This is a genomic window from Polaromonas sp. P1_F6 (genome assembly GCF_056405695.1).
This window is the reverse complement of record NZ_JBFUBQ010000006.1, coordinates 113,820-128,304: the sequence shown is the minus strand read 5'-3', so window position 1 is coordinate 128,304 and position 14,485 is coordinate 113,820. Positions and strand designations below refer to the sequence as shown.

At 61.1% G+C, this 14,485-nt stretch carries 15 protein-coding genes; 3 read left to right on the top strand and 12 right to left on the bottom strand.

Going from position 1 to position 14,485, the window contains the following annotated elements; translation table 11 throughout:
- Positions 1–157 precede the first annotated feature (157 nt).
- The 4 genes from rplI to rpsF are packed head-to-tail and all read right to left on the bottom strand — an operon-like array spanning position 158 to position 1,651.
- Positions 158–610 (bottom strand): 50S ribosomal protein L9, encoded by a 453-nt coding sequence (gene rplI, locus AC1DY9_RS17335; RefSeq protein ID WP_457278783.1) that lies wholly within the window; start codon positions 608–610, stop codon positions 158–160.
- A gap of 11 nt (positions 611–621) precedes the next feature.
- On the bottom strand, positions 622–906 hold the full coding sequence (gene rpsR / locus AC1DY9_RS17330) for a 30S ribosomal protein S18 (protein ID WP_077592883.1): 285 nt from the start codon (positions 904–906) through the stop codon (positions 622–624).
- 10 nt (positions 907–916) lie between these two features.
- Positions 917–1,225, bottom strand: coding sequence for a primosomal replication protein N (priB, locus tag AC1DY9_RS17325; protein WP_457278784.1), 309 nt, complete (start codon positions 1,223–1,225; stop codon positions 917–919).
- A 60-nt stretch (positions 1,226–1,285) separates the two neighbouring features.
- The gene (gene rpsF, locus AC1DY9_RS17320; protein WP_007871089.1) at positions 1,286–1,651 is read right to left on the bottom strand and encodes a 30S ribosomal protein S6; all 366 of its coding nucleotides are present in this window, start codon (positions 1,649–1,651) and stop codon (positions 1,286–1,288) included.
- Positions 1,652–1,973: 322 nt separating this feature from the next.
- On the opposite strand from rpsF, the gene AC1DY9_RS17315 reads away from it, so the two are divergent.
- The gene (locus tag AC1DY9_RS17315) at positions 1,974–3,824 is read left to right on the top strand and encodes a hypothetical protein (protein ID WP_477667138.1); all 1,851 of its coding nucleotides are present in this window, start codon (positions 1,974–1,976) and stop codon (positions 3,822–3,824) included.
- Positions 3,825–3,830: 6 nt separating this feature from the next.
- Here AC1DY9_RS17315 and AC1DY9_RS17310 read toward each other — a convergent pair whose 3' ends face one another.
- From AC1DY9_RS17310 to ppsA, 5 genes are all read right to left on the bottom strand, one after another.
- The gene (locus tag AC1DY9_RS17310) at positions 3,831–5,942 is read right to left on the bottom strand and encodes a sodium:solute symporter family protein (RefSeq protein ID WP_457278786.1); all 2,112 of its coding nucleotides are present in this window, start codon (positions 5,940–5,942) and stop codon (positions 3,831–3,833) included.
- Complete coding sequence (locus AC1DY9_RS17305; protein ID WP_457278787.1) at positions 5,943–6,200, bottom strand: DUF4212 domain-containing protein; 258 nt, start codon at positions 6,198–6,200, stop codon at positions 5,943–5,945.
- Positions 6,187–6,690 carry a tetratricopeptide repeat protein gene (locus AC1DY9_RS17300; protein ID WP_477667137.1) on the bottom strand — a complete coding sequence of 168 codons (504 nt, stop codon included), beginning with the start codon at positions 6,688–6,690 and terminating at the stop codon, positions 6,187–6,189. The genes AC1DY9_RS17305 and AC1DY9_RS17300 overlap by 14 nt, the downstream gene beginning before the upstream one ends.
- A gap of 101 nt (positions 6,691–6,791) precedes the next feature.
- Positions 6,792–7,088, bottom strand: coding sequence for a hypothetical protein (locus AC1DY9_RS17295; protein WP_457278789.1), 297 nt, complete (start codon positions 7,086–7,088; stop codon positions 6,792–6,794).
- A gap of 211 nt (positions 7,089–7,299) precedes the next feature.
- Positions 7,300–9,699 carry a phosphoenolpyruvate synthase gene (ppsA, locus tag AC1DY9_RS17290; RefSeq protein WP_477667136.1) on the bottom strand — a complete coding sequence of 800 codons (2,400 nt, stop codon included), beginning with the start codon at positions 9,697–9,699 and terminating at the stop codon, positions 7,300–7,302.
- 219 nt (positions 9,700–9,918) lie between these two features.
- Here ppsA and ppsR point away from each other — a divergent pair, with 219 nt between their 5' ends.
- Positions 9,919–10,740 (top strand): posphoenolpyruvate synthetase regulatory kinase/phosphorylase PpsR, encoded by an 822-nt coding sequence (ppsR, locus tag AC1DY9_RS17285; protein ID WP_457278791.1) that lies wholly within the window; start codon positions 9,919–9,921, stop codon positions 10,738–10,740.
- Positions 10,741–10,977: 237 nt separating this feature from the next.
- Here ppsR and modC read toward each other — a convergent pair whose 3' ends face one another.
- Genes modC through modA form a run of 3 tightly spaced genes read right to left on the bottom strand, consistent with a single transcriptional unit; the run spans position 10,978 to position 13,557 of the window.
- Complete coding sequence (gene modC / locus AC1DY9_RS17280) at positions 10,978–12,075, bottom strand: molybdenum ABC transporter ATP-binding protein (RefSeq protein ID WP_477667135.1); 1,098 nt, start codon at positions 12,073–12,075, stop codon at positions 10,978–10,980.
- Positions 12,072–12,764: a molybdate ABC transporter permease subunit gene (modB, locus tag AC1DY9_RS17275; RefSeq protein WP_477667134.1), complete on the bottom strand. Its 693-nt coding sequence runs from the start codon at positions 12,762–12,764 to the stop codon at positions 12,072–12,074. Before modB ends, modC begins: the two co-directional genes overlap by 4 nt.
- 37 nt (positions 12,765–12,801) lie before the next feature.
- Entirely contained in the window at positions 12,802–13,557 is a 756-nt protein-coding gene (modA, locus tag AC1DY9_RS17270) for a molybdate ABC transporter substrate-binding protein (protein ID WP_477667133.1), read from the bottom strand.
- A gap of 125 nt (positions 13,558–13,682) precedes the next feature.
- Between modA and AC1DY9_RS17265 the strand changes: the two genes are divergently transcribed.
- Positions 13,683–14,480: a TOBE domain-containing protein gene (locus AC1DY9_RS17265; RefSeq protein WP_477667132.1), complete on the top strand. Its 798-nt coding sequence runs from the start codon at positions 13,683–13,685 to the stop codon at positions 14,478–14,480.
- Positions 14,481–14,485 lie beyond the last annotated feature (5 nt).

Genomic DNA, 14,485 nt, shown 5'->3' with positions numbered 1-14,485 from the left:
TACTAAGCCCGCTACGAAAAACCGCTGTGGACAAAGTTGTGAATAAGCGTTGGAAATTCGGTGTAAATACACCCGGAGCTTGTGTATAGCCAATCGATATGAACAGCCATGAAAAAAGCCGCTCGGCGAGCGGCTTTTTTGCGGAGGGCGAAAACGCTTAAGCGGTTTCGCCGTACACGGTGACGGTGATGTCCACTGCCACGTCGGTGTGCAGGGCAACGGTCACGGCGTGGTCGCCAACAATCTTCAGCGGACCGTTAGGCATGCGGATTTGCGACTTCAGCACAGGGAAGCCCTGCTTGGTCAGCTCGGCCGAGATGTCATGGTTGGTGACGGAGCCGAACAGGCGGCCGTCAACACCGGCTTTTTGCGTGAGCTTGACGGTGGTGCCGCCGAGCTTTGCGCCCTGGGCCTGCATTTCGGCCAGCTTGGCTGCTGCAGCTTTTTCGAGTTCGGCGCGTTTGGCTTCGAATTCGGCCTTGTTGGCTTCCGTGGCGCGGCGTGCGCGGCCCGAAGGGATCAGGAAGTTGCGTGCATAGCCGTCTTTGACCTTGACGATTTCGCCGAGGTTACCGAGGTTCACGACTTTGTCGAGCAGAATAATTTGCATGGTCGTGCTCCTTACAGGCTACGGTGCTGGTCGCTGTAAGGCAGCATCGCGAGGAAGCGAGCGCGCTTGACGGCGGTGTTGATCTGGCGCTGGAAAATCGCGCGCGTGCCGGTCAGGCGAGCGGGGATGATTTTTCCGTTTTCGGCTACGAAATCGCGCAGGGTGTCGATGTCTTTGTAGTCGATTTCTTCAACGCCAGCGGCTGTGAAGCGGCAAAAACGCTTGCGCTTGAACAGCAGTGATTGGGTATTGCGCTTGGGGCGCTTGTCTTTGTTGAAACGTTTTGGTCCGGGCATGATGGACTCCTTAAATGGGGTTCGGTATTTGCTCTACCTTGTGCAGAGCCTGGATATGAAAAACAACACCTTTGCTGGTGCGCGCATTGATGAGAAAACCGGTGAACCTGAAGGGTTTGCCTAGCGGGGATTTGGCTGATTGCTCAGCCAGCGCTCCGAAGGCCACCGCCCTTACCGTCAACTTGACCTGTCTGGTGACTCCGGCTTCGACGATTTCGGACTCGTGTTCGAGGACGAAATTGGCGGCGGGGATTCCAGCGGGCGTGTAGCGAAGAGGACTTGCCTCGGCGATACAGGCGGTCAGTTCAACGTGGTTCACTGCGGGCTCTTGCTCAAAAGCAGATGCGCAGCAGCGAGGCGTTCAACAGCATGGTGGCTATTAAGCCGCATACTCCTGCTGTTGGGCCTTACGGGCTTCTTCCCTCTCGACGTTGCGCATCATGAGGGACGGGCCGGTTTCGGCTTTCTTCTTCACCACGGTCAGGTGGCGCAGCACGGCATCGTTGAACTTGAACGCGTGTTCAATTTCTTCCATCACGGCCTGGCTGGCTTCGATGTTGATGCAGAGGTAGTGGGCCTTGGCCAGTTTCTGGATCAGGTACACCAGCTGGCGGCGGCCCCAATCTTCGACACGGTGCACTTTGCCACCGCCGGCGGTGATCATGCCCTTGTAACGTTCCAGCATGGCTGGGACTTGCTCGCTTTGATCCGGATGGATCAGCAAGACGATCTCATAGTGACGCATAAACTCTCCTTGTGGTTAATTGAAGCTGCCCCAGCGTCGTTAAGGGTGCAGCAAGGCGAAGCCCATGATTATAGCCTGAAGACTTGTTCGGATGCCAGTTTGGCCTGGCCAGCGACCTGCAAACCCAAGAAATCGCAGCTTTTGGGGTAGTTTCCCCCTGCTTCAAAGCGCTGGCACCAGCACCGGGCACAGCCGGGTAGAACCCACGCAATGACCCATGCAATGAAGCTCTTTGGCTGATTGTTACTGCGTGTTAATCTCCCGCCAGATCCGGATGCGCTGGACTACAACCATCCCGCACCCGCCTACCTACGCCGTCGACATGCAACTGCCTCACGCGCCAGCAAGCCTTTCAGGCCGGCATGCGACCTATGCGGTCTGGCTGGTATACGGCCTCCTGTTGCTCTGCCTTGGCCTGATTTTCAAGCCCTTTTTCCCCCTGGAAAGAGGATGGCTGGGTCATGACTACTCGCTGATGTTGCCCAACTGGCTGGATGGGCACATCTGGTTTTCCACGAACGGATTGAGCACCCCATGGTTTACACCGTCATTCTGTGCCGGTCAGCCCTTTTTTCCTGATCCACAGTCCGCTTTTTATTCGTTTCCACAGTTACTGGCCATATTGGCCGGACCGATCAACGCCGCATATCTGTTGCTGTGCCTGAGCGCGAGCCTGATGTTCTGGGGCGGTTATCTGCTGGCGCGCAAGGTCTTTTTAACCGGGCCCCTGGCGGCAGTATTGGTGGGCGGCTTGCTGATGTTCAACGGGTTTCTTCCACACCGGATCATCATCGGGCATGTCGGCTTCCATGGGCTTGCCCTGGTGCCTTGGCTGGCCTTACTGCTCCTGCTGCCTATCCGCTCGCGACTCGATCAGGCCGGGATATCAGTGCTGGCGGGGGTTGTGCTTGCCTATTGGGTGCATTCCGGCCTCAGCACTCTGATGCTCGCGGGGGGCCTCGCTGTTTTCGTGATCGGTCTGCTGCATTGCATGAACGGCGGCGACCTCCGGCAGTTTATGGCGAGGGGATTGATTGCCAGCGTCGTCGGCTTGGCGCTTTCGGCGTCCAAGCTGATGGCAACCTTTTCCTTTCTTGCCCTTTTTCCTCGTACTTTTTATCCGCTGCCGGGCGCACCTTCATGGCATGAAGCGGCGGGAATGACCGTCGCAGCACTTTTTCTGGAGTCCCAGCAGGCCTACCAGATCGGCAAGGCTTCCATGACCAACCTGCAGGCCACGCAATCGCCGCATGAGTGGGCCTTCAACTTCGGGATGGCGAGCGCCGTTTTACTGGTTTGCCTTATGGTTGACAGGATTCGCCGAGCAACAACGGCATTTCGGCTTCCGGGCTGGCGTCAATTTCTGTTGGGCTCTGCCTTGCTGCTGAGCCTGGCCGTGCCTTTGGCACTTAACTACTTTGATCCGCGGTGGAATGCCTTCCTGAAGACGCTGCCCATCGTCAACTCGGCCAGCACGCTGGTACGCTGGCTGGTGGTGTACATCACCATTTTCGCCGTCGGTATGGGCTTGCTGCTGCAACGCGCGACCTGGAAACGCTGGAAAAGCCTGGCCGTGGCAGCCTGCCTCACGGCAACAGTGGCGCAGTCAGCGCTTGAAGGCCGGGAGTTCTATTCGTGGCAGGGATATGACCCCCGCAGTGTGGTAATCGCTGAAAAAAAATTACGGGACGGCACATTTGCCGCTGGAATCCGGGAACTCGGAAGCCGTGCAGACATGCAGACCGAGACGGGCATTCTGCAAGTGACATCCAACAACCTCCTGGCTGCAGGCAAGTCGGCGCTATTTTGCTATAACCCCGTTTTCGGCTACAGCCTGGAGAAATTCTCAGCAGAAGGCCTGACAACAGGGCCAGTTCTTGCCGAGCACAACGGTTTCCTGAACCTGAAAAACCCGGCCTGCTACGTTTACCCAAAAGAAAACAACTGCAAACCAGGCGATCTTTTCCGTGCAGATCAACGCGAGGAAGCCCAGAAATTCGCAAGCTACAAGCCATTTGCTTTCAATTTCTCGGCACGCCAGGAAATGGCCAACCGGCTGTCGTATATCGCCTGGGTCTCGTTTGGGCTGCTCATGCTGGGATGGCTGGCTGGCACGCTTTGGCGTTGGCGCACGGCGCCCCGACAATCCAGGCAGCCAAACCACGTGGCTTGAGCTTTTTCAGAGACGTTTCAGGTCCGGATAGCGGATGTATTCCACCAGTTCCTGGACTTTCTGGCTGGGTGGCGGGGTGAGCAGGCTCACCAGCACAATCACCGCAAAACCGACCGGAACGCCGAAAAGCCCGGCCGAAATCGGGTCTATGCCCCACCACAGCTGCACCGGCGAGGTAATGCCGAAGGTGGCGCGCAGCCAAGCTTGGTTGGTGAACATGTAATACGAGGTTACGCCAAGGCCCGACACCATGCCCAGCACGGCCCCGATGCCGTTGGCGCGCTTCCAGAAGATCCCCAGGCTGAGCGCCGGGAAGAACGAGGCGGCGGCAAACGAGAACGCGGCCGACACCAGAAACAGGATGTCCGCCGGCTTTTGCGCCGCCACATAGGCCGCCAGCAAGGCCACGATCAGCAGCAATATCTTGGACACCGTCACCCGGCTCACCGTTGATGCATTGGGGTCGATCATCTTGTAATAAAGGTCGTGGCCCAGCGCATTGGCAATCGTCAGCAGCAGGCCGTCGGCGGTGGAAAGCGCGGCAGCCAGCCCACCCGCCGCCACCAGGCCTGAAATCACATACGGCAAGCCTGCAAGCTCGGGCGTCAGCAGCACCACAATATCGCCGCCTATGTTCATCTCATTGAGCTGCAGGATGTTGTCCTTGTTGATATCGGTGACCGACAGCAACGAAGGGTCCACCCGCGTCCAGGAATGCACCCAGGCGGGCAGCTGGTCAAACGGCATGCCCACCAGCACGGTGAATATCTCGTATTTCACCAGCACGGCCAGTGCCGGTGCGGTGAAATAAAGCAGGAAGATACACACCAGCGACCAGGTGACTGATTGCCGCGCTTCCCGCACACTGGGCACGGTGTAATAGCGCATGAGGATGTGCGGCAAGGCCGCCGTGCCCACCATGAGGCAAAAAACCAGCGCCAGAAAATTGCGGCGCGAAGTGTCGTAAGTCTCCTGCTCTTTCGGGGTCCCGTCCGGGTTGCCTGAGAACTGGGCCGCGTGGGCGGGCATGCCGTTAAGCGGCTGGGTTTTGACATCCGCAGCGGCCCTGGCCGCCGTCCAGGCCTTGACGGCTGCGGCCTCGTCCCGGGGCATACCGGCCATCGCCCTGGCGGCCGATGAAATTTCAGCCACGGATGCATTGCCGCTTTTGAGCTGCTCCATTCGTTTGGCGGCGGCCAGCTTGTCGGCGGCCAGCGACTCGGCGGGGTGCTCCAGCCTGCCCGACAACGCTTCCGAGCGCTGCCGGAACAGCTCGCGCACCTGCAACTCTTTGGGGTCGGCCGTCAGCTCTTTCTCCTTGGCCGTGACCTTTTCAAGCTGAAAGCCATAAACCAGTTGCGGTACCGGCACGCCCGTCTGCTTGACCGACAGCCAGATCACCGGAATGAGATAGGCCACCACCAGGATGATGTACTGGGCCACCTGCGTCCAGGTCACCGCGCGCATGCCGCCCAGGAACGAGCACACCAGAATGCCGCCCAGCCCCAGGAAGATACCCAGCTCGAACGCGATGCCGGTCAGGTAAGAGGTGATCAGGCCGACGCCGTAAATCTGCGCCACCAGATAGGTGAAGGAACACAGAATGGCCGCCGCCACGCCGATGAGCCGCGGCAGTCGCCCGCCGTAGCGCTCTCCCAGAAAATCCGGAATGGTGAACTGACCGAACTTGCGCAGGTAAGGCGCCAGCACCAGCGCCACCAGGCAGTAGCCGCCTGTCCAGCCCATGATGAAGGCCAGCCCGCTGTAACCCGTGAGGTAAAGCGTTCCCGCCAGGCCAATGAAGGAGGCCGCCGACATCCAGTCGGCGCCGGTGGCCATGCCGTTGTAGACCGCCGGCACGCGCCGCCCCGCGACATAGTATTCGGAGGCGTCGGTGGTGCGGCTCATGACGCCTATGCCCGCATAAAGGCCGATAGTGGCCAGCAGGAAGGCCGTGCCTATCCATAGCCGCGGCAGGCCCGCACGTTCCAGAAGCGCCAGGACGACCACAAACACCACCAGGCCCAGCGTGTACCAGCGGTAGATGCGGTCCAGCTGCTTTTTGAACTGCTGGCTCGAGAGCATGACCCCGTCGCGCGAACCAAAAAAGCCGCCCATTCAGTCCTCGTCCGCCACGTCATGCTCGATGTCGAGCCGGTTCATGTACCAGGCATAAAACCCGACAATGAGGCAATACACCACCAGGGCGCCCTGCGCGCCCATCCAGAAGCTGAAAGGCCAGCCAAAAAAAGTGAAATTCAGCGCCCGCGCGAAGTAGCTCACGCCGAACGTGACACTGAACCAGATCAGGAGCAGCGCAGCCGTCACAACCAGGTTCTTGCGCCAGTAACGGCGGTGACTCTCAGTGGGCTGCATGGGCTGCCTCGCCGGTGGCCGCAAAAACGGCCTCGTTCTCGCGCTCGAACTGGGCCGCCACACGCGGCTCAAAGCGACTCAGGTGTGCAATCACCTTGCGCGCCTTGGCGGGCTGGCCCAGCGCCACCCACACCTGCGCGAGCCGATACCAGCCGTAAGGGCTCAAAGGCTGCAGGGCTGTGTTCTTTTTCAGGGCCTCGGCGGCTTCCTCAAACCGGTGCGCGTGAATGTGCACCAGCGCCAGGCCATACCAGGCCTGGTCCAGGCGCGCGTCCAGCACCACCGCGCGTTCAAAGGCCGGCCCGGCCTCGTCATGGCGCTCCGCCTGCTGCAACACGTAACCCAGGTTGAACCAGCCTGCCGCCTGCCCGGGCCTGACAGCGGTCAGTTGCCGAAGGCTGGCAATGGATTCCTGCGTGAGCTGGAGCTGCGCCGCCACATGGCCGCGGCTGGCCAGCGCATAAGGGTCTGCGGGGCGCAATTGCAGCATCTGATCAAAGACGGCCAGCGCGGCAGACCGTTTGGCGCAGGCGAGCAAAAGCAGTGCACGTGTTTTCAGAAAACCATATTGGAGGGTGTTCCTTATTTGCCCTATTTGCACAGCGCCACTCCGATCTCCAGGCAGATGCGGATTTTGGCAATGGCAGCGGCAGCCCACACCAGCAGCAGCACCAAAAAAGCCACCAGCGGCAGGTGACGGTCCATCACCACCTGCGGAGATATCCAGCGTGCTGCCTTGACCCAAGGCAAGCCCACCAGCTGGAGCACACGATAAAACGGATTGCTGCCCTTGGCTGCGCCTGCCAGCAGGCCTACCGCCCATTGGCCGGCCAATGCAAGCAGAGCGATTTCAGTGAGCAGTTTGACGGTAGTGGCGACGGCAAGCATGGCTCATGGCAAACAGATGAAGGGATTAAGGGATGAAGGGATTAAGGGATGAAGGCAACAATTCCGATTGTCATCGGAGGCCTTGCCAATTGGCTTACCGGTAAACCTTCTGCCACCGGGGGTTTTCCCGTGGTCATCCAGTTGAAGCGCGCGAAAAAAATGCGCTGCGGATCTCTCCACAGCGCACCGTTTCAATTCATGTCAGCCGTCTTCAGTTGGCCAGTTGCTTCCAGGTGGCGATCACCGTATCAGGGTTCAGCGAGATGGAGCCAATGCCCTCGTCCTTCAGCCACTGCGCAAAGTCCGGGTGGTCGCTGGGGCCCTGGCCGCAGATGCCGACGTATTTGCCTTGCTTGCGGCATGCCTGGATGGCCCGGCTCAGCATGGCCTTGACAGCAGGGTCGCGCTCGTCGAAGTCCTGGGCCAGGATGTCCAGGCCCGAATCGCGGTCCAGGCCCAGCGTGAGCTGGGTCAGGTCGTTCGAGCCAATCGAGAAACCATCGAAGAATTCAAGGAACTCATCGGCCAGGATGGCGTTGCTCGGCACTTCGCACATCATGATCACGCGAAGGTCTTTTTCGCCGCGCTTGAGGCCGTGCTGCGCCAGCAGGTCCGTGACCTTCTTCGCCTGGCCCAGGGTGCGGACAAACGGCACCATGACCTCAACGTTGACCAGGCCCATGTCGTCGCGCACGCGCCTGAGCGCTTCGCACTCCATCGCAAAAGCTTCACCGAAATCAGGGCTGAGGTAACGCGATGCGCCGCGAAAACCAAGCATCGGATTTTCTTCTTCGGGCTCGTAGCGTGAGCCGCCGATCAGCTTGCGGTATTCGTTGGACTTGAAGTCCGACAGACGCACGATCACCGGCTTGGGCCAGAAGGCCGCTGCGATGGTGGCCACGCCTTCGGTCACCTTGTCGACATAGAAGGCACGCGGCGAGGCATGGCCGCGTGCCACGCTTTCCACCGCCTTTTTCAGGTCGGCATCCACGTTGGGGTAATCAAGAATCGCCTTGGGGTGCACGCCGATGTTGTTGTTGATGACAAATTCCAGCCGTGCCAGGCCAACGCCGTGATTGGGGATCTGGCAGAAATCAAACGCCAGCTGCGGGTTGCCGACATTCATCGTGATCTTCAGGTCGATAGGCGGCATCTCACCGCGCTGCACTTCCGTCACTTCGGTCTCCAGCAGGCCGTCATAAATGTTGCCGGTATCGCCCTCAGCGCAGCTCACGGTGACGAGCATGCCGTCCTTCAGCGTTTCGGTGGCGTCGCCGCAGCCGACCACGGCCGGGATACCCAGCTCGCGCGCGATGATGGCGGCGTGGCAGGTGCGCCCGCCGCGATTGGTCACGATGGCACTGGCGCGCTTCATCACCGGTTCCCAGTTCGGGTCAGTCATGTCGGTCACCAGGATGTCGCCGGCCTGCACCTGGTCCATGTCCTTGATGTCGTGGACGATGCGGACCGCGCCTGTACCGATCTTCTGGCCAATCGCCCGGCCTTCCGCCAGCACGGTACCGGTACCCTTGAGCTTGTAGCGCTGCTCTGCCTTGCCCTTGGACTGGCTCTTGACGGTCTCGGGACGCGCCTGCAGGATGTAGAGCTCGCCGTCGATGCCGTCCTTGCCCCACTCGATGTCCATCGGGCGGCCGTAATGCGCTTCGATGATCAGCGCATAGCGGGCGAGCTGCTCAACGTCGGTGTCGGTCAGTGAATAGCGGTTACGCAGCTCGGTCGGCACATCAGTGGTCTTGACCAGCTTGCCGCCGGCTTTTTTCTCGTCGGCGCTGGTGAACTCCATCTGCAGCAGCTTGCTGCCCAGGTTGCGGCGAATGACGGCGCGTTTGCCCGCTTTGAGTATGGGCTTGTGCACGTAAAACTCGTCGGGGTTGACGGCGCCCTGCACCACCGTTTCACCGAGGCCGTAGCTGGAGGTGATGAACACCACGTCTTCAAAGCCGCTTTCGGTGTCGATGGTGAACATCACGCCGGCTACGCCCTTGTCGCTACGCACCATGCGCTGGATGCCAGCGGACAGCGCCACGTCGGAATGGGCAAAGCCCTGATGCACCCGGTAGCTGATGGCGCGGTCGTTGTACAGCGAGGCGAACACCTCTTTCATCTTGTGCAGCACGTCCTCGATGCCGACGACGTTCAGGAAGGTTTCCTGCTGGCCGGCAAACGACGCGTCCGGCAAGTCCTCTGCCGTGGCGGATGAGCGCACCGCAAAGCTGGCCTGGGCATTGCCGGCGCTGAGGGCGGCAAAACTGTCGCGAACGGCTTTTTCCAGATCGGCCGGGAAAGGCTGGGCTTCAACCAGCTTGCGGATTTTGGCGCCGGCTTCGGCCAGCGCGCGCACATCATCGGTGTTGAGCGTGTCCAGCACGCCGTTGATTTTTTTGTCGAGGCCGTCATGCGCCAGGAACACGCGAAAGGCGTGGGCCGTAGTGGCAAATCCGGTGGGAACACGAACCCCGTTGGGGCCGGTCGGCAGTTGCGAAATCATTTCGCCGAGGCTGGCGTTCTTGCCGCCGACAGACTCGACGTCTGTCATCCTCAGGTTTTCAAACGGTACGACCAGGGCGGTCGCCTCAAACAGCTTGGACATGAAAATACTCCGGGAGGTTTAAAAACCGTGGAATTCACCATGCGCGGCAAGCAACCTTGTTGTTGTTGGAAGGGGTTGTGGCGGGGCATGATGTGACAAACTGGATAATTGCCACGATTGTAGGGGCCTCGGGCCCGGCGTGCCGTGTCAGGCTTTCACCCGGCTTTCAACCAGCGAAACCCTTATTTTCCTTCCCTGTCCCTCATTTATCCCCTTCCCATGTCCCAACGCACCGTGTTTTTCATCTCCGACGGCACCGGCATTACCGCGGAAACCTTTGGTAACGCCATCCTGGCGCAGTTTGAATTCAAGCCGCGCCACGTGCGCCTGCCTTTTATCGACAGCGTGGACAAGGCCCACCAGGCGATCCGGCAGATCAATCACACCGCCGAAGTCGAGGGCAAACGCCCCATCGTCTTCACGACGCTGGTGAACATGGAGATCCTCGCCGTCATCAAGGCCCACTGCAACGGCATGCTGCTGGACATGTTCGGCATGTTTGTGGCGCCGCTGGAGGGTGAGCTGGGCATCAAGTCCAATCACCGGGTTGGCCGGTTTTCAGATGCCTCCAAGAGCAAGGAATACGACGACCGCATCGAGGCGATCAATTTCTCGCTGGCGCATGACGACGGCCAGAGCAACCGCGACCTGGCCGGTTCGGACGTGATCCTGGTGGGCGTGAGCCGCAGCGGCAAGACGCCGACCTCGCTCTATCTGGCCATGCAGTACGGCCTGAAGGCCTCCAACTACCCATTGATCCCCGAAGATTTCGAGCGCCGCCAGCTACCGCCGGCGCTGGTGCCACACCGCAAGAAGATCTTCGGGCTGACCATCGCGCCCGAGCGCCTGGCGCAGATCCGCAATGAACGCCGGCCCAACTCCAAATACGCCAGCCTGGAGAACTGCCGCGACGAAATCCATGAGGCCGAGGCCATGATGCGGCGCGAAGGCATACGCTGGCTGTCAACCACCACCAAATCGATTGAAGAGATCGCCACCACCATCCTGCAGGAAATCCGGCCCGAGCGGCTGGAGTACTGAGGCGGGGCCCGGTACATCCCATGCCTCTGCACGCGATGCACAAGGTGAGCCCGTTTTTTCCCGGGATCGGGTGAGTTGCTACTGATTTGATAGCTGCTTGCGCCCGCCCCTATTGGCCAGGAAGCATTTTTTAGCGAAAAATAGAGCCCTGGGCCTGGTTAAAAATTTCGCATGAAATCAGCCGTTAACCCAATCCCGACGTGCGCGAACAGCTATCTTTTTTATAGCAGCGCCGGGTCAGCCCAGCACCGCCACCCCCTTGACCTGCGCGTACACACAGCTGCCGGGCTGCAATTGCAAGGATTCCGCTGATTTTTGGGTGAGCCGTGCCAGCAGCGCGCTGCCGCCGGCGTCCAGGCCGACCATCACCTGTCCCGGGCTGTCGGCTGAAAGGCCGGTGACGGTGACCGCAAAGATGTTCTGCACGCTGGTGCCCTCCTGGCGCTCCAGCGTCAGGCTCACGTCACGCGCCTGGATGCGCACGCGCACGCGCTGGCCGACCTGCAGCGAAGGGTTGAGCAGGCTGATGCGTCCGCCTGGAAACTCGGCATGGCTCATGTGCCATTCAGGCTCGACGGCGCTGATCACTGCATCCATCACCGCGGCCGCGGCGTCGCCGTGCGCCAGCGGCAGGTCCAGCCGCGTCATCAGCTCGCGCGTGGGGCCTGAGGCCGTGACGCGGCCGGCCTCCAGCAGCACCAGGTGGTCGGCCAGCCGGGCGACCTCATCGGGCGCGTGGCTGACGTAGAGCACGGGCATGTCGAGTTCGTCATGCAGGCGCTCCAGGTAGGGCAGGATTTCGGCCTTGCGGGCGATGTCCAGCGAGGCCAGGGGCTCGTCCATCAACAAAAGCTGCGGGCTGGTGGCCAGCGCGCGCGCGATGGCCACGCGCTGGCGCTCGCCGCCCGAAAGCGTGCCGGGCATGCGCCGCATCAGTTTTTGCAAGCCCAGCAATTCAATGGCATGTTCCAGCGAGATGCGGCGCTGGCCAGCCGGCACGCGCCGCTGGCCGAAATCGAGGTTGCGGTGCACGTCCAGGTGGGCGAACAGGCTCGCTTCCTGGAATACATAGCCCAGCGGCCGCTGATGCACCGGCAAGAAGACGCCGGCCTTGTCGTCTTGCCAGACTTCGCCATTGACCGAGAGATGGCCGGCCGCTGCCCGCTCCAGTCCGGCAATGCTGCGCAGCAGGCTGGTTTTGCCCGAACCCGAGGGACCGAAGATGGCCGTGACGCCGCGCCCCGGCAAGGCCAGCGACACGTCGAGCGAGAAATCGGTGAAGACACGATGAAACGAGGCGGTGATGCCGCCTTCGACAAGGCTGGCTGGCTTCATGCGCCCTGCCCTTTTCGCCGGCCCGGCTGCAGGGCATTGAAGGTATAGAGCGCCAGCAGCACCAGGAAAGAAAACACCAGCAGGCCACCGGCCAGCCAGTGCGCCTGGCTGTATTCAAGCGCCTCCACATGGTCGTAGATCTGCACCGACATCACGCGTGTCTTGCCGGGAATGTTGCCCCCCATCATGAGCACGATGCCGAACTCGCCCACCGTGTGCGCAAAGCCCATGACGGCGGCCGTCAAGTAGGCGGGCCGTGCCAGCGGCAGCACCACGCTGAAAAAAGTGTCCAGCGGCGAGGCGCGCAAGGTGGCGGCGGCTTCCAGCGGCCGTTCGCCAATCGCCTCAAAGGCGTTTTGCAGCGGCTGCACGACGAAGGGCATGGAATACAGCACCGAACCCACCACGAGTCCGGCAAAGGTAAACGGCAGCACGCCCCAACCTAGCGATTGCGTGAGCTGACCAACCGGGCCGTTCGGCCCCATCAGTACCAGCAGATAAAAGCCCAGCACCACCGGAGGCAAGACCAGCGGCAAGGCCACCAGCGCACCCACCGGCCCTTTGAGCCACGAACGCGTGCGCGCCAGCCACCAGGCCAAGGGCGTTCCGGCCAGCAGCAGCACCACGGTGGTGGTGGCGGCCAGCCGCAAGGTCAGCGCCAGCGCCTGAAGGCTTGCATCGTCGAGCATGGTTCAGTGTCGCCTCTATGCCGCTTCTATGCCGCGTTCAGGGCTCGTAGCCGAAGGAGCGAATCACCGCCCTGGCCTTCTCTGTTTTCAGAAAAACCATCAGCTGCACCGCGGCCTTATTGTCTTTGGCCTTGGCCAGCAGCACCGCGTCCTGGCGGATCGGGCTGTGCAGGCTGTCGGGAACAATCCAGGCCGAGCCCGACCTGATCTTGCTGGCTTCGTAGACCTGCGAGAGCGCGATAAAACCCAGCTCCGCATTGCCGGTGGAGACAAAGCTGAAGGCCTGGCCGATGCTTTCGCCCTGCACCAGTTTAGGCTCCAGGACGGCTTGCAGGCCGAGCTTGCTCATCGTCTCAACCGCGGCAGCGCCGTAGGGCGCGAGCTTGGGCGCGGCAATGGCGATCTTTTTGAAGTCGCCCTTTTTCAGGACCTCGCCCTGCGCATCGACCACGCCGGGCTGGGCCGACCAGAGCACCAGCTTGCCGGTGGCATAGGTAAAGCGGCTGCCGTTCACGGCCGCGCCCTCTTTCTCCAGCTTCGCGGGGGTTTCGTCGTCAGCCGCAAGAAACACTTCAAACGGCGCGCCATGGATGATCTGCGCATAAAACTTGCCGGTAGCGCCAAAGGTCAGCACGGCTTTGTGGCCGGTGTCTTTTTCAAAGTCCGCAGCAATCAGTTTCATGGGCGCGGTGAAATTGGCGGCCACCGCGACCTGGACATCATCGGCCAGTGCGGCGGCCGATGCCAGCACGAGATACAGACCCGGCAGCCAGCGCGACGCAGTTTTGAACATGATGAAGCTCCGATGATGAAAGATGGGAGACGACAGTGAAGGAGGCGAAGATGCGTTTGAAAGAAAGCCACTCCTGTCGATTCGCTATTCTATTTTAGAATAGCGGTACCTGTCTCGAGGCTCCCATGAAAAAAGCCGCCAATTCCTCGCCCGCCGCTCCCTCCTTCGCAAGCGCCTTCAGCCATGAACCGGCCGACAAGCGCATCGAGATCCTGCGCCTGGTCGGCGAAAGCGGTTCGATCTCGCAGGCGGCGCGGCAGGCCAAGGTCAGCTACAAGGCCGCCTGGCAGGCCATCGACACCCTTACCAACCTGGCCGGCGTGGCGCTGGTGGAGCGCGCCGTGGGCGGCTCTGGCGGTGGCGGCGCCACCCTGACGCCGGCGGGCCAGAAGCTGCTGGCAGTGGCGGGCCTCTTGAGCGAAACACGTAGCCAGGTGCTGGCGGGCTTCAAAGCCAATGAACTGCTGCTGCCCCGCGCGCTGCCGGTACTGTCCAGCATGAGCGTGCGCACCAGCATGCGCAACCAGCTACCTTGCCAGGTCGACAAGCTGGAGGTGCGCGGCCAGATGGCACGCGTGCATCTGACGCTGGCCGGCGGGGCGATGCTGGTATCGCGCATTACCAAAGCCAGTGCCGAATTGCTGGGCCTGCAAAAAGGCCAAACCGTGTTGGCGCTGTGCAAGGCCACGGCGGTGACCGTGACGGCGCAGTCACCTGCGGCCGCCGCGGTGCCAGGTGTGCAAGGCCTCAATGGCCAGGCCGTTCGCATCAGCCGGGGTGCTACAGGCGATGAAGTGTCGCTACAACTTGATGGTGGTTTGCAGCTGGTGGGTTTCGCAGCGGCCGGCAGCGGACTGAAGACCAAGGCCCTTGTCCAGGCCTTGATCGACGAATCCGCTGTGGTGATTGCTCTGTCGACCTGAGTATC